Origin of the sequence: Kitasatospora sp. NPDC002551, assembly GCF_040296005.1 — a bacterium.
GTDB lineage: Bacteria > Actinomycetota > Actinomycetes > Streptomycetales > Streptomycetaceae > Kitasatospora.
Map to the genome: position 1 here is coordinate 66,392 of NZ_JBEOWI010000018.1, position 17,152 is coordinate 83,543.

12 protein-coding genes and 2 pseudogenes are annotated in these 17,152 nt (G+C 74.7%); 9 read left to right on the plus strand and 5 right to left on the minus strand.

The window, feature by feature from the left end:
- Positions 1 to 75: 75 nt before the first annotated feature.
- The 3 genes and pseudogenes from ABT093_RS40975 to ABT093_RS40985 form a co-directional block, all read left to right on the plus strand.
- Positions 76 to 603, plus strand: a pseudogene (locus tag ABT093_RS40975) (PEP/pyruvate-binding domain-containing protein); the annotation flags it as partial.
- A gap of 157 nt (positions 604 to 760) precedes the next feature.
- Positions 761 to 1,108: pseudogene (locus ABT093_RS40980) on the plus strand (putative PEP-binding protein); the annotation flags it as partial.
- A gap of 73 nt (positions 1,109 to 1,181) precedes the next feature.
- Complete coding sequence (locus tag ABT093_RS40985) at positions 1,182 to 1,586, plus strand: putative PEP-binding protein (RefSeq protein WP_502884251.1); 405 nt, start codon at positions 1,182 to 1,184, stop codon at positions 1,584 to 1,586.
- A gap of 275 nt (positions 1,587 to 1,861) precedes the next feature.
- On the opposite strand, the gene ftsH is transcribed toward ABT093_RS40985, so the two are convergent.
- The 3 genes from ftsH to ABT093_RS17725 all read right to left on the minus strand — a co-directional run bounded on the left by ftsH (position 1,862) and on the right by ABT093_RS17725 (position 5,333).
- A complete protein-coding gene (gene ftsH / locus ABT093_RS17715) occupies positions 1,862 to 3,817 on the minus strand; it encodes an ATP-dependent zinc metalloprotease FtsH (protein WP_350565169.1) in 1,956 nt (651 codons plus the stop codon).
- 88 nt (positions 3,818 to 3,905) lie between these two features.
- The gene (locus tag ABT093_RS17720; RefSeq protein WP_350565171.1) at positions 3,906 to 4,154 is read right to left on the minus strand and encodes a hypothetical protein; all 249 of its coding nucleotides are present in this window, start codon (positions 4,152 to 4,154) and stop codon (positions 3,906 to 3,908) included.
- Positions 4,155 to 4,568: 414 nt separating this feature from the next.
- Positions 4,569 to 5,333: a ribosome hibernation promotion factor gene (locus ABT093_RS17725; protein ID WP_350565173.1), complete on the minus strand. Its 765-nt coding sequence runs from the start codon at positions 5,331 to 5,333 to the stop codon at positions 4,569 to 4,571.
- 245 nt (positions 5,334 to 5,578) lie between these two features.
- Here ABT093_RS17725 and ABT093_RS17730 point away from each other — a divergent pair, with 245 nt between their 5' ends.
- On the plus strand, positions 5,579 to 5,986 hold the full coding sequence (locus tag ABT093_RS17730) for a pyridoxamine 5'-phosphate oxidase family protein (protein ID WP_350565175.1): 408 nt from the start codon (positions 5,579 to 5,581) through the stop codon (positions 5,984 to 5,986).
- Between the two features lie 57 nt (positions 5,987 to 6,043).
- Here the strand turns inward: ABT093_RS17730 and ABT093_RS17735 are convergent, their stop codons facing one another.
- The gene (locus ABT093_RS17735; protein WP_350565177.1) at positions 6,044 to 7,756 is read right to left on the minus strand and encodes a GAF domain-containing sensor histidine kinase; all 1,713 of its coding nucleotides are present in this window, start codon (positions 7,754 to 7,756) and stop codon (positions 6,044 to 6,046) included.
- A gap of 256 nt (positions 7,757 to 8,012) precedes the next feature.
- On the opposite strand from ABT093_RS17735, the gene ABT093_RS17740 reads away from it, so the two are divergent.
- On the plus strand, positions 8,013 to 8,900 hold the full coding sequence (locus ABT093_RS17740) for a universal stress protein (RefSeq protein WP_350565179.1): 888 nt from the start codon (positions 8,013 to 8,015) through the stop codon (positions 8,898 to 8,900).
- A 28-nt stretch (positions 8,901 to 8,928) separates the two neighbouring features.
- On the opposite strand, the gene ABT093_RS17745 is transcribed toward ABT093_RS17740, so the two are convergent.
- Entirely contained in the window at positions 8,929 to 9,999 is a 1,071-nt protein-coding gene (locus tag ABT093_RS17745) for an alpha/beta hydrolase family protein (RefSeq protein WP_350565181.1), read from the minus strand.
- An 85-nt stretch (positions 10,000 to 10,084) separates the two neighbouring features.
- Here ABT093_RS17745 and ABT093_RS17750 point away from each other — a divergent pair, with 85 nt between their 5' ends.
- The 4 genes from ABT093_RS17750 to pflA all read left to right on the plus strand — a co-directional run bounded on the left by ABT093_RS17750 (position 10,085) and on the right by pflA (position 17,045).
- On the plus strand, positions 10,085 to 11,041 hold the full coding sequence (locus ABT093_RS17750; protein WP_350565182.1) for an ArsR family transcriptional regulator: 957 nt from the start codon (positions 10,085 to 10,087) through the stop codon (positions 11,039 to 11,041).
- Between the two features lie 182 nt (positions 11,042 to 11,223).
- Positions 11,224 to 13,872 (plus strand): bifunctional acetaldehyde-CoA/alcohol dehydrogenase, encoded by a 2,649-nt coding sequence (adhE, locus tag ABT093_RS17755; RefSeq protein WP_350565184.1) that lies wholly within the window; start codon positions 11,224 to 11,226, stop codon positions 13,870 to 13,872.
- 25 nt (positions 13,873 to 13,897) lie between these two features.
- Positions 13,898 to 16,180, plus strand: coding sequence for a formate C-acetyltransferase (pflB, locus tag ABT093_RS17760; RefSeq protein WP_350565186.1), 2,283 nt, complete (start codon positions 13,898 to 13,900; stop codon positions 16,178 to 16,180).
- 109 nt (positions 16,181 to 16,289) lie between these two features.
- Positions 16,290 to 17,045, plus strand: a complete 756-nt coding sequence (pflA, locus tag ABT093_RS17765; protein ID WP_350565188.1) for a pyruvate formate-lyase-activating protein — start codon at positions 16,290 to 16,292, stop codon at positions 17,043 to 17,045.
- Positions 17,046 to 17,152: the final 107 nt, after the last annotated feature.

Here is a 17,152-nt window from a genome sequence, read left to right on the forward strand (position 1 = left end):
CGTCCGGTGGCGCACCGTGGAGGGAACGGAGCCCCCGTGCGGTCCGGGGCACTCGGCGAGACACCGGGGGCAGCCATGCGCCGTGTCATCCGTTTCCGCGAACTCCGCCGGGCGGACACCGGCGTGGTGGGAGGCAAGAACGCCTCGCCCGGTGAGCTGATCACCGCGCTCGGCCCCCTCGGCGTACGGGTCCCCGACGGCTTCGCCACCACGGCCGACGCCTACCGGGAGCTGCTGGACGCCGGAGGCCTGCGCGAGGTGATCGCGCGGCAGGTCGAGCGCCTGCACCGGGGCGTGCCGCTGGCGGAGGCCGGCGCCGCGATCCGGTCCGCCGTCCTGGCCGCGCCGCTGCCCCCGGAGACGGCCGAGGAGATCACCGAGGCGTACCGGCGGCTCGCCCGGGAGGCGGGCCGCGAGGATCCCGACGTCGCCGTGCGCAGCAGCGCCACCGCCGAGGACCTGCCCGGGGCCAGTTTCGCGGGCCGGCAGGAGACCTTCCTCAACGTCCGGGGCGCCGGAGCGCTGCTGGACGCCTGCCGGCGCTGCTTCGCCTCGCTGTTCACCGACCGGGCGATCGACTACCGGGAGCGGATGGGCTTCGACCACCTCTCCGTGGCGCTGTCGGTCGGCGTCCAGCTGATGGTCCGCTCCGACCTCGCGGGCGCCGGTGCCCGATGGATCTGGAGTGGGCCAAGGACGGGATCAGCGGGGGGCGGACGGCGTGGGGCTGGCCCGGACCGAGTTCGTGGTCGCGCACCAGGTGCGGATCCACCCGATGGCCCTGGTCCATCCCGAACGGCTCTGTGCCGGGGACCGCCGGCGCGTCGACGAGCTGACGTTCGACTACCCGGACCGCACCGAGTACTTCGTGGACCGGCTCGCCCACGGCGTGGCCAGGATCGCCGCGTCCCGCTGGCCGGACCCGGTGGTGCGCACCAGCGACTTCAAGACGAACGAGTACGCCCGGCTGATCGGCGGCAGCCCGTTCGAACCGGACGAGGCCAACCCGATGATCGGCTGGCGCGGCGCGAGCCGCTACTACGACCCCGGGTACCGCGAGGGCTTCGCCCTGGAGTGCCGGGCGCTGCGCCGGGCCCGCGACGAACTCGGGCTGACCAACGTCATGGTGATGATCCCGTTCTGCCGCACCCCCCGGGAGGCCGACCAGGGTCCTCGCGGTGATGGCCGACAACGGGCTCACCCGGGGCGCGAACGGCCTGCGTGTCTTCGTCATGGCCGAGATCCCGGCGAACATCCTGCTCGCGGAGCGGTTCGCCGAGCGGTTCGACGGGTTCTCGATCGGCAGCAACGACCTCACCCAGCTCACCCTCGGGGTCGACCGCGACTCCGGCCTGCTCGCCCACCTCTTCGACGAGCGCGACCCCGCCGTCACCCGCGGCATCGAGTCCCTGATCGCCGCCGCCCACGCGGCCGGCCGCCACGTCGGCCTCTGCGGACAGCGTCCCAGCAACGACCCGGACTTCACCCGCTTCCTGGTCGCGGCCGGGATCGACTCGATCTCCGTCAGCCCGGACAGCTTCGCCGCGGTGAAGCGGGCCGTGGCCGCCGCCGAGCGGAGCGGGTGAGCCGGGCCCGCCCGGTCGGACCGGAACGGTGGACCGACCGGCCCTGCACGATCCGGCGCCCCGGCGCGAGCGGCACGGACGTGAGCCGCGCTCGGCCGGCCTGCTACAGCGGAGCCGGCTTCACTCCCGGCCTGCGTGCCGAAGCGGCCCTGGACGGAATCGCCCTGGCGGGCCCCGACCGCCTCCACCACGGCGCCTGACCGGCGGACGGAGCACGAGCGTGCCCGCCCGGCCGATCCGCTCACGGGTGACGACACCGCCCCGGCCCGCCGTGGTCATTCCCGCTCCCCGGGGTCCCGCGGCTTGCGGAGCGACATGGGCGGCGGCTGCTCGGCGCCGAGGATGGCGAGCACGGCCTTCCCGTCGACCGTCTCCTCCGCCATCAGCCGCCCGGCCAGTTCGTCCAGCTGCCGGCGGTGGCCGCGCAGCAGCTCGACGGCGCGCTGCTCCGCCCGCCGCAGCAGTCGTGCCACCTCCTCGTCCACCGCGTGCTGGGTCTGCTCGGAGTAGGGACGGCGCAGCCGGTCCTCGGCGCTCTCGCCGAGGTACTGGGGTGTGCCGGAGGCATAACCGACGGGGCCCAGGGCGTCGGAGAGGCCGAACTCGCGAACCATGCGGGTGGCGACCACGGTGGCGTTGGCGAGGTCGTCGGCGGCGCCGCTGGAGCCCTCGCCGAGGACGACCAGCTCCGCCGCCCGGCCGCCGAGCTGGACGGCCAGCAGGTCCTCCAGGTACCCCTGGCTGTAGAGGTGCCGTTCGGCTTCGGGCAGCTGCTGGGTCGCGCCGAGGGCCATGCCGGCCGGCAGGATGGTGACCTTGGCGACCGGGTCGGCGTGCTCGCAGAGCGCGGCCATCAGGGCGTGGCCGGACTCGTGCACGGCGACCGCTCGGCGTTCCTCCGGGAGCAGGGCGTTGGAGGACTCCCGGCGGCCGAGCAGGACCCGGTCCCGTGCGGTGTCCAGATCCTGTGCCGTGATGACGGTGCGGCCGGCGCGCACGGCGTTGATGGCGGCCTCGTTCACCAGGTTGGCGAGGTCCGCCCCGGAGAACCCGGGTGTGGCCCGGGCGGTGCGGTCCAGGTCGACGTCCCCGGCCAGCGTCTTGCCCCGCGCGTGGACGGCGAGGACGGCCGCCCGCTCCGCCTGGTTCGGCAGCGGGACCGTGACCTGCCGGTCGAAGCGGCCGGGCCGCAGCAGGGCCGGATCGAGGGCGTCGGGACGGTTGGTCGCGGCGAGCACCACGATGCCGACGCTCTGGTCGAAGCCGTCCATCTCGGCGAGCAGTTGGTTGAGGGTCTGTTCCCGCTCGTCGTTCCCGCCGAGGCGCGCTCCCCCGCCGCGCCGGGCGCCGACGGCGTCGATCTCGTCGATGAAGATGATCGACGGCGCCCTCTTGCGCGCCTCCTCGAACAGGTCGCGGACCCGGGAGGCCCCGACTCCCACGAACATCTCCACGAAGGCCGACCCGGTCACCGAGAGGAACGGCACCTCGGCCTCACCGGCGACCGCACGCGCCAGCAGGGTCTTTCCCGTGCCGGGCGGGCCGACCATGATCACCCCGCGTGGGCCCTTCGCGCCGGCGGCGGCGTACCGCCCGGGGCTGCGCAGGTACTCGACGACCTCGCTCACCTCCTGCTTCACCCCCTCGTAGCCCGCGATGTCGGCGAACCGGGTGTGCGGCCGCTCGGCCTCGATGATCTTCGCCCGGGACCGCCCGATCGCGCTGAGGCCGCCGGTCATCGCCCTGGTCGCCGCCCGCCCCGACCAGAGGAACAGCCCCACCAGGACGATCAGCGGCAGGAAGACGAACAGGGTGGTCAGCACCGAGCCGCCGCCGGTCGGCTTCGCCGTGATCTCGACCTGCTGCGCCTGCAGTTGCCGGGTGAGCCCGCTGCTGTCCAGCGCGGTCGGGATCTGCGTGGTGAACTTCGTGCCGTCCTTCAGCGTGCCGCTGACGGCGCCCTTGTCGGTGATCTCGACCGTCTTGACCTGGCCCGCGCCGACCCGGCCGGTGAAGTCCGAGTAGGAGTACCGGTCGGCCGTCCCCGACGGCATCCGGGTCAGCAGGACGAGGATCAGGAGCACCGCGACGACGACCGGCAGCAGCCACCGCCGCAGGCCCGCGGGCGGCCGTCCCGGTTCCCGGCCGGCGGGCTTCGGAGGGGCGGGCGGCGGGCCCGGCTTCGCCCTCCGTGTCGGGTGCCGGACCGGGAAGCGGTTGCGTGCGGTCATCTGGTGCCTCCGCCTCCATGGTCCGCCACCGCGCGGGCCACGGGCAGGGCCGTCCGGCCCACCCCGGCCGGACACGCGGCTCGGCCGGTCACTGCCCCGCCGGGCGGTCCCGGTGGGCGGCGAGCACCGCGCGGACCTCCTCGGCGGCCCTCGGCACGGCGGCGGCGACGGCGGGGCCGAGGCCCTGGCCGATGGTGAAGTCGCCGCCCTCCACCGCGACCACCACGAGTTCCCCGGGCAGTCTGCCGAGCTCGGCGGCCAGCGCGGTGCCCTGGCCCAGGCCCAGCCCGTGCGTGCCGACCGCCGTCGCGGTGTCCAGTGGCTGCTCCGGCGGCACCGGGTGCAGGGTGAGCCGGTGGACCCGGCCCGGATGCCCGGACGTCGGCGCGCGAGCGCCAGCGGGCGAGCTGCCCGAGGAACAGCTGCCCACCCGGAGCGCGGTACCCGCTGAGCACCGTGACGGTGCCGTACGCGTCGCGGCGGGCGAGGACCTCCTCGATCACCGGCCGCAGGGGGGCGAGTCCGATGCCGCCCGAGACCACCAGGACGTCGCTGCCGGGCGGCGGGGTCCGCCAGGCGGTGCCGTACGGCCCCCGCTGCCCCGATCCCGACGCCGCCCTGCCGTGGCCCCGTACGGCCGGGCAGGACATGCTGTGGCACGGTACCCCCACGCCTCCGTGACCGGGCCGCCGGCCCGCCGACCTCCGGGCCGGCGGGCCGGCGGGCCGGCGCGCCATGGCCGGGGACCCGCTCAGTCCTGGGCGGGGGTGATCAGGCCGTAGTGGCCGTCGTAGCGGTGGTAGAGGACGTTGCCGCGCCCGGTGGCCGCGTCGGTGAAGAAGACGAACGGCAGGCCCGAGAGGTCCAGGCGCTCCACCGCCCCGCCCACCGTCAGTTCCGGTACGTCGGCGGTGCTCACGGTCAGGCCGGGGACGGGCTCGGCGGGGGCGCCGGCCGAGGCGACCCGGTGGGCGCCGGTGCGGTCGTCGCGGTAGACCACGCTGTCGGCGGCGCTGCGGGCGTCGGTGAACAGGTGGAAGGCGTAGTCCATCGCCTCCAGGTCGAGCACGGCCGCCCAGGCGCTCTGCCGGGCCAGGCCGTAGGTCTTGTGCCGCACGATCTCCCGCTCCGCGGCCGCCCGTTCGACATGCTGCGGGCTGTGCTCCTCGCCGTGCCGCTCGACCCAGGCGCTCGTGTGGTGACGCCGGCCCACCTTGGCGCACTTGGCGGACAGGCGGTCCTGGAGCCGGTCGACGGCCTCCTGCATGGTGGCGGCCGCGACCTGGGCGCGGACCGGGCGGCCGTTCAGGTCCACGACGGCCTGGGCGACGGAGGGGCGGACCACCGAGTGGTGCGGCTCCTGGGTGAGCTTCACCCGCACCGCGAGGACGGGTTCGTGGATCCGGCGGAGCACCGCCTCCAGCTTGGCGCGGGCGTAGTCGGGCGCGGCCAGGGAGACCTCACCACGGGTCGTCACACTGATCTCGACGGCCGGGAGGCTCTGCAGCGGGTTCATCTGAACGTCCTTTCCTGAAGGCGCCGGGAGCCGAACACGCCGACCTGGTCGCCGTGTTCGTGGCACCGATCCTCCGGGGGCCGGGACACCGGGGGCAGGGCCGGAGGACCCCCTCGCGGGCGCCACCGGTCCCGGTGCGGACGTCCCGAGGGTCCCTGGCGGTTGCCGAGGGGGGCGTCCGGCCGGGCGGTGGGGGACCGAACGACCCTTCTCCCATGCGCCCGGGGAGGCCGACCATCGAGCCCATGGAATCCGACCGCATCCCCACCGCGCACGCCCCGTTGGACGAGCGGCACTGCCGGCGCCTGCTGGCAGGGTCCTCGGTCGGCCGGGTGGTCTACACGGTCGGCGCGCTGCCGGCCGTCCTGCCGGTCCGCTACCGGCTCGGGCGGGACGGCAGCGTGCTGCTCAGCGCCGCCGCCCGCTCCGAGCTGGCGCGGGCGGTGTCCGGCGCGCTGGTGGCGTTCGAGGCGGGCGAGGTCGACGAGGCCGACGGGGCCGGCTGGAGCGTGACCGTGCTCGGCCGGGCCGACGTCTCCCCGGACGGTCCGCCCCCGGACGCCCGCCCGGCGGACGCCCGCCCGGGCCGGGTATCGATCCGGATCCGGCCCGAACTCGTCACCGGCCGGCTGCTGCCGGACACCCCGCGCTGACGTCCGACCGTCCCGCCGGACGGCCCGGCCCGCGCGACGGCCCGCCCCGCGGACGGCTCAGACCGGCAGCGGCGCCGACCAGACCAGCCGGGTGCCGCCCTCCGCCGGGCGCTCCAGCGCGAACGCCCCGCCGAGCGAGCCGGCCCGCTCCGCCAGGTTGCGCAGACCGCTGCGCCGCCCCTGCTCGGGCACCCCGACGCCGTCGTCCGCGACGGTCAGCACCACCTGCCCGCCCGCGGCCCGCAGCGCGACCTCGACCCGGCTCGCCGCGGCGTGGCGGGCGGCATTGCTCAGCGCCTCGCCGAGCACGGCCAGCACGTGCCCGGCCACCTCGGCCGGTACGTCGGTGTCCAGCAGCCCCTCCATGCTCAGCCGGGGCGCGAAGCCGAGCACCGCCTGGGCCTGTTCCACGACCTTGACCGCCCGGGCCCGCAGCCCGTGGCCGACGGCCTCCTCGCGGGCCCGCAGGCCGAAGATCGTCGACCTGATGATCTTGATGGTCTCGTCGAGGTCCCCCACCGCGCGCAGCACCCGGTCCGAGGCGCCCGGATGGTCGATCAGCCGGGCGGCGCTCTGCAGGGTCATCCCGGTGGCGAACAGCCGCTGAATGGCCAGGTCGTGCAGGTCCCGGGCGATCCGGTCGCGGTCCTCCAGCATCGCCAACTGGTCGGCGTCACGCCGCCGTTCGGCCACCTCCAGGGCCAGGGCGGCCTGGTCGGCGAAGCCCAGCAGCGGGCCGGTCTCCCGGTCGGTGAACTCCGCCGCACCGGCCGTCCTGGCCAGCATCAGCACGCCGTCGATCCGGCCGGTGTCCCGTCCGAGCGGCACCGCGACCGCCGGACCGAGCCCGGCGAAACGCCCCGTCCCCGCCGCCCGCCGGGGGTCGCCCGCGAGGTCCGCCGTGATGACCGGCACCCCCGAGGCGCAGGCCTCGCCGGCCAGTGACCCCTCCAGCGGGACCGCCAGGCCCTCCCGGCCCGGGGCGTCCCCGCCCGAGGCGAGCTCGACGCGCACCGTGCCGGTCCCGTCCACCGGGACGCAGACGTCGGCCAGATCCGCGCCGGTGATCTCCCGCGAGCGCTGCGCGATCAGCGCCAGCACCTCCGAGCGGGAGCCGCCGGACAGCAGGGCGCGGGTGATCTCCGCGCTGGCGCTCAGCCAGCGCTGCTGGCGCTGCGCCTCCTCGAACAGCCGGGCGTTGTCGATCGCCACCCCGGCGGCCACCGCCAGCGTGGAGATCACCGCCTCGTCGTCGGCGTCGAACTCCTCGCCGTTGCGCTTGTCGGTCAGGTAGAGGTTCCCGAAGACCTCCTCGCGCACCCGCACCGGGACGCCCAGGAAGCGCCGCATCACCGGGTGGTGGGCGGGGCAGCCCACCGAGGAGGGGTGCTGCGAGAGGTCCTCCAGCCGCAGCGCCGCCGGGTTGCGGATCAGTTCGCCGAGCAGGCCCCGCCCGGTCGGGTACGGCCCGATCCGCGCGATCTCCTCCTCCGACAGACCGACCGTCAGGAACTGGGAGAGCGTCTCGCCGTCGGCTCCGATCACCCCGAGCGCCGCGTACCGGGCGTCGACCAGGACGGCGGCGGCCTCGACGATCCGGCGCAGCACCTGGGTGAGGTCCAGCTCGCGGCCGACCGACAGCACCGCCTCCAGCAGACTGTGCACCCGGTCCCGGGTGCCGCGGGCCGCGTCGATGCGGGCCTGCAACTCCTCCAGCAACTCGTCCAGCCGAAGCTGCGGGATCCTCGACCGCACCGTCTCGCTGCTCACAGAGCTCTCCTCGTGTCCGCCGCCCGCGCGATTGTGACAGATCGCGGTGAATGCGCAAGGGCGGCCTCACAGCTCCGGCCATCACCCGGCACGCGCGGCGGCACGGCCCGGAAGGCGCTCTGCGCCCGGGACCTTCGGCAGGCGGATGGGGCTGCTCGGACCCTGGGGCCGGCCCCCGTCCCGGCGGGAGGCTGAGGCCTGACGGGATCGCGCGCACCGGTGACGCGGACCGCCGGGGACCGGGGAGGTCGCGGACATGACGCACAACGTGACGGTGGGCATCGACGGTTCGGTGCAGAGCGCGGCGGCGGCCGAGTGGGCCGCCCGCGAGGCACACCGGCGCGGGCTCGCGCTGCGGATGATCCACGTGGCGGGCACCGAGGCCGACGCCCTGGAGCGCGACCTGGGCGGTGGGCGGGCGCTGCCCGGGCGGGTGGCCGAGATCTGCGACGGGATCGCCGCCGGGTGGCCCGAACTGGACGTCACCTGCGAGGTCCAGCCCGGGCACCCGGCGTACACCCTGGCCGCGGCGAGCGGTCGGGCCGAGCTGCTGGTGCTGGGATCGCGCGGCCTCGGCGGATTCACCGGCCTGCTGGTCGGCTCCGTCGGGCTGCGGACCGCCGCCCGGTCGCTCTCCCCCGTCGTGCTGGTGCGGGCCGAGACCGAGGCCGAGACCGAAGCGGAAGCCGCAGCCGACCGGATCGACGCGCCGGGCGACGTCGTGGTCGGTGTGGAGGGCGACCGGCCGTGCGACGCCGTCCTGGAGTTCGCCTTCCAGCAGGCGGCCGACCGCGGCGCCCGGCTGCGGGCGGTGGAGAGCCGGACCACCTCCCACGACGTCTACACCACGCAGGCCCCGGTCGAGCAGGCCGAGATCAGGGAGTCGCTGGCCGCCGCCGAGCAGGTGCGGCTGCGGGACGCGCTGGCCCGCTGGCGGGAGAAGTTCCCGCAGGTCCGGGTCGAGGCCGAGGTGTGCCCCTGGAGCGCGGGCCGGGTGCTGGTGGAGGCCTCCCGCAGCGCCTCGCTGGTGGTGCTCGGCCGGCGCACCGCCCGGCACCCGCTGACGGGGCCCCACCTCGGGCCGGTGGTCCAGTCGGTGCTCCACCACGCGCACGCCCCGGTCGCCGTCGTGCCGCACCACTGAAACCACCGGCCGCCTCCTCGCCGTCCGGCTACGACAGGTGGCGGCCGAAGAAGGCCCCCACCCGGCGCCGGACGTCGGCGAGGGTCACCGCCGGGTCGCCGGCGCCGACGAGCGCGGCCCGCGTCGTCGCCGTCACCAGGCCGGCGGCCTGAAGGCGCGCGACGAGCGGGCCGTAGTCGGTGAACGCCCAGTGGTTCGCGTCGGCGAGCAGCACGCGGCGGCCGGGAAGGCCCGCCCAGGAGGACTCGACACGGGCCGCGCCCTCGAATCCGTCGGTGCGCAGCAGCAGCAGCGGCCGGCCGGCTTCGGCCGGTGCCGGGTACAGGTCGAGATAGCCCTCCAGGTTCGCCACCGCACCGACCCGGCGGTCGCCGCGGGCCGCGTACACCGCCGCCGTGCCGCCCGCGGAGTGCCCGTACAGACCGATCCGGCCGGGGTCCACGACCGGTGCGAGCGGCAGGTCGCCGAGCCCGTCCAGGACCAGCCGGAGGTCCGCGATCCGGGTGTCCACCATCGTGCGGAAGGTCGCCGGGTCCGGCGGCCCGATCAGGACGGTCGTCCGCAGCCCGGTCGGCAGTTCCACCTGGGAGGCGTCACCGGGGTGGTCGACGAGGACGACCACCCGGCCGTGGCTCGCCAGGTCCTCGGCGAGGGTCGTGCCGAGCGTGCGGGAGTCACCGCCGCCCGGTGAGTACACCAGCACCGGCCGCCGCCCGGGCAGCGGCGGCGCGCCCACGTATCCGTGGGTGAGGACCGCGCCCCAGTCCACCGCTCCGGGCTCCGGCAGCCCGGGGTGGCGGCCCGGGGCGTACTCGGCGAACACCGCGGCCTCGGCCGGGGTGAGCTGCGGGGCCCGGGAGAAGCCGCGTACCGACCGGGCCGGGTACAGGACGGTCAGCATCAGCTCCCGGACGCCGCCCACCCACGGGTCGGTCCGGGCCGGGTCCGTCAGATGGACCGTCCGCAGGCCCACGGGGTAGGGGCCGGTGGGCGCGGGCAGCCGGAGGACCGGGCCGGCGGCGGCGGACGCAGCCGTGGGCAGCAGGGCGGCGGCGGTTCCGAGTAGGGTGCCCTTCAGAAGAGCGCGTCGAGAAGTCATACGAACATCCTTGGGGCGGGGGCCGTCACGATGCGAAGGTTCAGGCTCTGACCGAAAGGCCGGCCCGGGACGAGGAGCTGCGAGGGTGCTGCGGATCCACTTCACCGCGCGGGACTTCGCCCGGATCCGCTTCGCCCCCCGCCCGGCGCCGCTCCAGGAGCTGCACGCCGCCCTGACGACGGCCGTGACCCGGCGCGGCGGGCCGCTGTTCGCGCCGTGGCGCGGCCGTGTCCTGCGCTCCCTCCCCGCCGCGGCCGACCCGCTCGCCGACCTGGTCCCGGCCGGCCGCCCGCCCTCCTTCCTCGACGTCCTCGGCGACACCATGGCCGAGGGCTTCGAACAGATCCGCGCCGCCCGCCCCGCTCTCGTCCGCTCCGAGCTGGAGCGGGTCCACGGGGCGGTGCCCGCCCCGCACTGGATCCGCGGTCTGCACGCGGGCGACGGGACGGCCTGGCGCACCCTGCGCCGCGCCCAGCGGGCCGCGTACGAGGCGGTCCTCGCCCCGGTCTGGTCCGCCGTCCAGGACCTGCACCGCGAGGAGTTCACCCGCTACGCCCTGACCGTCGCCGAGCACGGCACGGCCGCCGCACTGACCGGCCTGACCCCCGGCAGCCGGCTCCACGAGGACGTGTGGGAATGGCCCGGCGCGGCGCCGGACCGCGAGGTCCGCCTCGACGGGCGCGGCCTGGTCCTGCTGCCCACCTTCCACCACCCGGCGGGCCCGCTCCTCCAGGACGTCCCGGGCCGTCCCGCGGTCCTGACGTACCCGGCCGGTCCCGGGCTCCCGCCTGCCGCGGGGCACCCGGTCGTCCCCGCCGAGTCCCTGGCCGCCGTCCTGGGCCGCACCCGGCTGGACACCCTGCGCCTGCTCGCCGAACCCCACACCACGACCTCCCTGGCCCGCGCCCTGCGCGTCAGCAACGCGACGGCCTCCTCCCACGCGGCGGCGCTGCGGGCAGCGGGCATGGCGACGACGACCCGCACGGGCCGCTCGGTCACCCACCGGCGCACCGCCCTCGGCGCGCTGGTCGCGGGCGCCTGAGCGCCGCGGCCCGCCGCTCGGCCCCCTCCTGGCACCGGGACCAACCACCCTCCGCGGCAGGGACCTTCGGACCGCGGACAGGTCCCGTTGGGCGGATCCCCGCCGGCCCCCGGGCGAGGAGTCTGGAACCGAAGGCGCCCGAGGCGCCCGATGTCGGACGACGACCGGAAAGGCAGTCCAGCATGACCTCCCGCCCGAAGCACGATGCGCAGCCGTCGACCACGAGCGCCCTTCCCGCCCCGCCCGACAGCGTCGACCGGCTGGTCGCCGCCGCCCTCGACGCCCTGGAGGAGTACGGCTCCTTCACCCAGGAGCAGGTCGACCACATCGTCAGGAAGGCCTCGCTGGCCGCGCTGGCCCAGCACACCGGGCTCGCGGTGCTGGCGGTGGAGGAGACCGGGCGGGGCCTGTTCGAGGACAAGGCCGTCAAGAACGTCTTCGCCTGCGAGAACGTCACCCATGTGATGGCCAGGACGAAGACCGTCGGGGTGGTGCGCCGGGACGAGATCGACGGCATCGTGGAGATCGCCGAGCCGGTCGGCGTGGTCGCCGGCATCACCCCGGTCACCAACCCCACCTCCACCACGATCTTCAAGGCGCTGCTCGCGCTGAAGACCCGCAACCCGATCGTCTTCGCCTTCCACCCGGCGGCCCAGCGCTGCTCGGCCGAGGCGGCCCGGATCGTGCGCGACGCGGCGGTGGCGGCCGGTGCGCCGGCGCACTGCGTCCAGTGGATCGAGGAGCCGTCGATGGCGGCCACCGACGCGCTGATGCGCCATCCGGGGGTGGCGACGATCCTGGCCACCGGCGGCAACGCGATGGTGCGGGCGGCCTACAGCTGCGGCAAGCCCGCGCTGGGCGTCGGCGCGGGCAACGTGCCGGCGTACGTCGAGCGCAGCGCGGACCTGCGGCGGGCGGTCAACGACATCGTGCTGTCGAAGACCTTCGACAACGGCATGATCTGCGCCTCCGAGCAGGCGGTGATCCTGGACGCGGAGATCCGCGACGCGGCGCTCGCCGAGTTCCGCGGGCTGAAGGCGCACCACGCGAGCGCCGAGGAGAAGGCGCTGCTGGAGCGCTACCTGTTCGGCGTGGGCGACGGGGCCTCGTGCGCGGGTGCGAAGCTGAACGCCGAGGTGGTGGGCCGCACCGCCGCCGAGATCGCCACGGCGGCCGGCTTCGAGGTGCCGGCCGACACCTCGGTGATCCTGGCCGACTGCGAGCGGGTCGGCCCGGCCGAACCGCTCACCCGGGAGAAGCTCTGCCCGGTACTCGCCGTGCTGACCGCGGGCTCCCGCCGGGAGGGCGTCGAACTGGCCGCCGCCATGGTGGAGTTCGACGGGCTGGGGCACTCGGCGGCGGTGCACACCGAGGACGCGGCGTTCACCGAGGAGTTCGGACACGCCGTCAAGGCCTGCCGGATCATCTGGAACGCGCCCAGCTCGCAGGGCGGCATCGGCGACGTCTACAACGCCTTCACGCCCTCGCTGACCCTGAGCTGCGGCAGCTACGGGCACAACTCGGTGGCCGGCAACGTCTCGGCGCTGAACCTGGTGAACATCAAGCGGATCGGGCGGCGCAACACCAACATGCAGTGGTTCAAGGTCCCGCCGAAGATCTTCTTCGAGCGCAACTCCGTCAAGTACCTGGCGAGCATGCCGGGCGCCCACCGGGTCGTCGTGGTCACCGACCACACCATGGTGGCGATCGGCCACCTGGAGCGGATCCGCGGTGTGCTGGACCGGCGCCGGGAGCCGGTCGAGGTGCGGGTCGTCGACTACGTCGAGCCCAACCCGAGCATCGACACGGTGCGCCGGGGCGCGGAGCTGATGCGGGAGTTCGAGCCGGACACCATCATCGCGCTCGGCGGCGGCTCGCCGATGGACGCGGCCAAGGTGATGTGGCTGATGTACGAGCACCCGGAGGTGGAGTTCGCGGACCTCAAGGAGAAGTTCTTCGACATCCGCAAGCGCGCCTTCACCTTCCCCGACCTCGGCGAGAAGGCCAGGCTGGTGTGCATCCCGACCACCTCGGGCACCGGCAGCGAGGTCACCCCGTTCGCGGTGATCACCGACACCGCCACCGGCCAGAAGTACCCGCTCGCCGACTACGCGCTCACCCCGAGCGTGGCCATCGTCGACCCGGCGCTCACCACCCGCCTGCCCGCCCACGTCACCGCCGACACCGGCTTCGACGCCCTCACCCACTGCATCGAGACCTACGTCTCGGTCTACGCCAACGACTTCACCGACGGCCTGGCCCTGCAGGGCATCCGGCTGATCTTCGAGAACCTGGAGCGGGCCGTCACCGCCGGGCCCGGGGACCCGCGGGCCCGGGAGAAGATGCACAACGCCGGCACGATCGCCGGCATGGCCTTCGGCTCCGCCTTCCTGGGCGCCGTGCACGCCATGGCGCACACCCTGGGCGCCAGCTTCCACGTCGCCCACGGGCGGACCAACGCCCTGCTGCTGCCGCACGTGATCCGCTGGAACGGCTCGGCGCCGGCGAAGGTGACCGGCTGGCCCAAGTACCGGAGCTACACGGCCCCCGAGCGCTACCAGACGATCGCCCGGACGCTCGGCCTGCCGGCCGCCACCCCCGAACAGGGCGTGGAGTCGCTCGCCGCGGCGGTCGAGAACCTGCGCGACCGGGTCGGCATCCCCCGCTCCTTCAAGGACGCGGGCGTCGACGAAGACGCCTTCCTGGCGGCCCTGCCGCAGCAGGCGATGAACGCCTACGAGGACCAGTGCGCCCCCGCCAACCCCCGGATGCCGCTGCTCACCGACATGCAGCGGCTGATGCGCCAGGCCTACTACGGCGACCGGGCCTGAGGGCCCGGACAGAGGAGACACCGAGATGACCACCTCGCAGCGGACGCGGACCGCCCCCACCACCACGCCGGCCGGAGCCTGGGACGGCTTCGCCCCCGGCCCCTGGCAGGACGGCGTCGACGTGCGGGACTTCGTCCAGCGCAACTACACCCCGTACGAGGGCGACGCCGGCTTCCTGGCCGGCCCCACCGAGCGCACCCTCGCGGTCTGGCGGCGGATCACCGATCGCTTCCCCGAGGAGCGCGCCAAGGGCGTCCACGACGTCGCGTACGACGTCCCCTCGACCATCACCGCGCACGCGCCCGGCTGGATCGACCGGGAGCGCGAGCTGATCGTCGGCCTGCAGACCGACGCCCCGCTGAAGCGCGCGATCATGCCCAACGGCGGCTGGCGGATGGTCGCCGGCGCGCTGAAGACCTACGGCTACCCGGTCGACCCCGGGCTGGAGAAGGTCTTCACCGAGTACCGCAAGACCCACAACGCCGGGGTGTTCGACGCCTACACCCCCGCGATCCGGGCCGCCCGCAAGGCCGGCGTCGTCACCGGCCTGCCGGACGCCTACGGGCGCGGCCGGATCATCGGCGACTACCGCCGGGTCGCCCTCTACGGCGTGGACCGGCTGATCGCCGGCAAGCTCGCCGAGAAGGCCGAGCTGGACGCCGCGCCCACCGACCCGGCGCGGCTGGAGGACACCATCCGCGGGCGCGAGGAACTCGCCGAGCAGATCCGGGCGCTGGGCGAGCTCAAGGCGATGGCCTCGGCCTACGGGTACGACCTCGCCGGCCCGGCCACGACCGGCCGGGAGGCCGTCCAGTGGCTGTACTTCGCCTACCTGGCGGCGGTGAAGGAGCAGAACGGCGCGGCCATGTCGCTCGGCCGCACCTCGACCTTCCTCGACGTCTACCTGCAGCGCGACCTCGCCGCCGGACGGCTGACCGAGGAACAGGCCCAGGAACTGATCGACGACTTCGTCATCAAGCTGCGGATCGTCCGCTTCCTGCGCACCCCCGAGTACGACGAGCTGTTCTCCGGCGACCCGACCTGGGTCACCGAGTCGATCGGCGGCATGGGCGAGGACGGCCGCACCCTGGTCACCCGGACCTCCTTCCGCTACCTGCAGACCCTGTACAACCTCGGCCCGGCGCCCGAGCCGAACCTGACCGTCTTCTGGTCGCCCCGGCTGCCCCGGGGCTTCAAGGAGTTCTGCGCCCGGGTGTCGATCGACACCTCCTCGGTGCAGTACGAGTCGGACGAGCTGATGCGCCCGCGCTTCGGCGACGACACCGCGATCGCCTGCTGCGTCTCGGCGATGCCGGTCGGCCGGCAGATGCAGTTCTTCGGTGCCCGGGTCAACCTCGCCAAGACGCTGCTCTACGCGATCAACGGCGGCCGGGACGAGAAGTCGGGCGAGCAGATCGGCCCCGCCACCGGGGCGATCGCCTCGGAGGTGCTCGACTACGACGAGGTGATGGCGCGCTTCGAGGAGCAGATGGAGTGGCTCGCCGGCACGTACGTCCACGCGCTCAACGTCATCCACTACATGCACGACAAGTACGCCTACGAGCGGCTGGAGATGGCGCTGCACGACCGCGACGTGCGGCGCACCATGGCCTGCGGCATCGCCGGCCTCGCGGTGGCGGCGGACTCGCTGTCGGCGATCAGGTACGCGAAGGTCACCCCGGTGCGGGACGCGACCGGGCTGGTCACCGATTACCGGATCGAGGGCGAGTACCCGGCGTACGGCAACAACGACGACCGGGTGGACGCGATCGCGGTGCACCTGGTCGAGGAGTTCATGCGCAAGGTGCGCAAGCACCCCACCTACCGGGGCGCCGAGCACACCCAGTCGGTGCTCACCATCACCTCCAACGTGGTGTACGGCAAGAAGACCGGCAACACCCCGGACGGCCGCCGGGCCGGCGAGCCGTTCTCCCCCGGCGCCAACCCGATGAACGGCCGCGACCGCCACGGCTACGTCGCCAGCGCGCTGTCGGTCGCCAAGCTCCCGTACGCGCAGGCCGAGGACGGCATCTCGCTCACCCACACCGTCGCCCCGGACGGCCTCGGGCGCACGGCGCGGGAGCGGATCACCAACCTGGTCGGCGTGCTGGACGGCTACACCGCGGTCGGCGGCTTCCACATGAACGTCAACGTGCTGAACCGGGACACCCTGCTGGACGCGATGGCCCACCCGGAGAAGTACCCGCAGCTGACCATCCGGGTCAGCGGCTACGCGGTCAACTTCGTGCGGCTGACCCGCGAGCAGCAGCTCGACGTCGTCAACCGCACCTTCCACGACGCGCTGTAGCCCGCCCCGCCCGTCCCCGCCCGTCCCCGTCCTCCGTCCCGCCCCCGCGCCGCCGGTGCCCCGCGTTCCGGGCACCGGCGGCGCCCCCTACCGCTGGAGAAGACCCGCGATGACCGACGGCGCCCCCACGGCCCCCGCGACCGGCATGCTGCACTCCTGGGACCTGTCCACCGGCGTCGACGGCCCCGGCACCCGCTTCGTCGCCTTCCTGGCCGGCTGCCCGCTGCGCTGCCAGTACTGCCACAACCCCGACACCCGCTACCTGAGCGACGGCCGCCCGGTCACCGCCGACGAACTCGTCCGGAAGGCCGCCCAGTACACCGCCTTCATCCACGCCTCCGGCGGCGGCGCGACGGTCAGCGGCGGCGAGCCGCTGCTGCAGCCCGCCCTCACCGGGGAACTCCTGCACCGGTTCAAGCACGACCTGGGCCTGCACACCGCGCTGGACACCTCCGGCTACCTCGGCGCCCGGGCCGACGACGCGCTGCTCGCCGACACCGACCTCGTGCTGCTGGACGTCAAGTCCTGGGACCGCGCCCTCTACCGGAGGGTGACCGGCCGCCGGCTCTCCCCCACCCTGGACTTCGCCCGCCGCCTGGCCGGCCTCGGCACCGAGGTCTGGGTCCGCTTCGTGCTCGTCCCCGGCCTCACCGACCCGGCCGGGAACGTCGAGGGCGTCGCCGCCTTCGCCGCCTCGCTGGGCAACGTCAGCCGGGTCGACGTGCTGCCCTTCCACAAGCTCGGCGCCGCCAAGTGGCGCGCCCTCGGCCTGGACTTCCCGCTCGCCGACACCCCGGTACCCACCGCCGACCATATCGCCGCCGCCCGCGCCGTCTTCACCGCCCACGGCCTGTACGCCGTCTGAGCCCGGTTCCGCCGTCAACCCGTCAACCCGTCAACCCGGGATTCACCTGTTCGGCTTCAAGCTGCGTCGTCCGCGGTTGGACGCCGGGCGGCCGGGCGAGGATCCGG

Excerpts from the sequence above, each read along its gene's own strand:
- ABT093_RS40985 (WP_502884251.1), top strand. The coding sequence starts at position 1,182 with ATGGCCGACAACGGGCTCACCCGGGGCGCGAACGGCCTGCGTGTCTTC.
- ftsH (WP_350565169.1), bottom strand. The coding sequence starts at position 3,817 with ATGACCGCACGCAACCGCTTCCCGGTCCGGCACCCGACACGGAGGGCG.
- ABT093_RS17725 (WP_350565173.1), bottom strand. The coding sequence starts at position 5,333 with ATGAACCCGCTGCAGAGCCTCCCGGCCGTCGAGATCAGTGTGACGACC.
- ABT093_RS17730 (WP_350565175.1), top strand. The coding sequence starts at position 5,579 with ATGGAATCCGACCGCATCCCCACCGCGCACGCCCCGTTGGACGAGCGG.
- ABT093_RS17740 (WP_350565179.1), top strand. The coding sequence starts at position 8,013 with ATGACGCACAACGTGACGGTGGGCATCGACGGTTCGGTGCAGAGCGCG.
- ABT093_RS17745 (WP_350565181.1), bottom strand. The coding sequence starts at position 9,999 with ATGACTTCTCGACGCGCTCTTCTGAAGGGCACCCTACTCGGAACCGCC.
- adhE (WP_350565184.1), top strand. The coding sequence starts at position 11,224 with ATGACCTCCCGCCCGAAGCACGATGCGCAGCCGTCGACCACGAGCGCC.
- pflB (WP_350565186.1), top strand. The coding sequence starts at position 13,898 with ATGACCACCTCGCAGCGGACGCGGACCGCCCCCACCACCACGCCGGCC.
- pflA (WP_350565188.1), top strand. The coding sequence starts at position 16,290 with ATGACCGACGGCGCCCCCACGGCCCCCGCGACCGGCATGCTGCACTCC.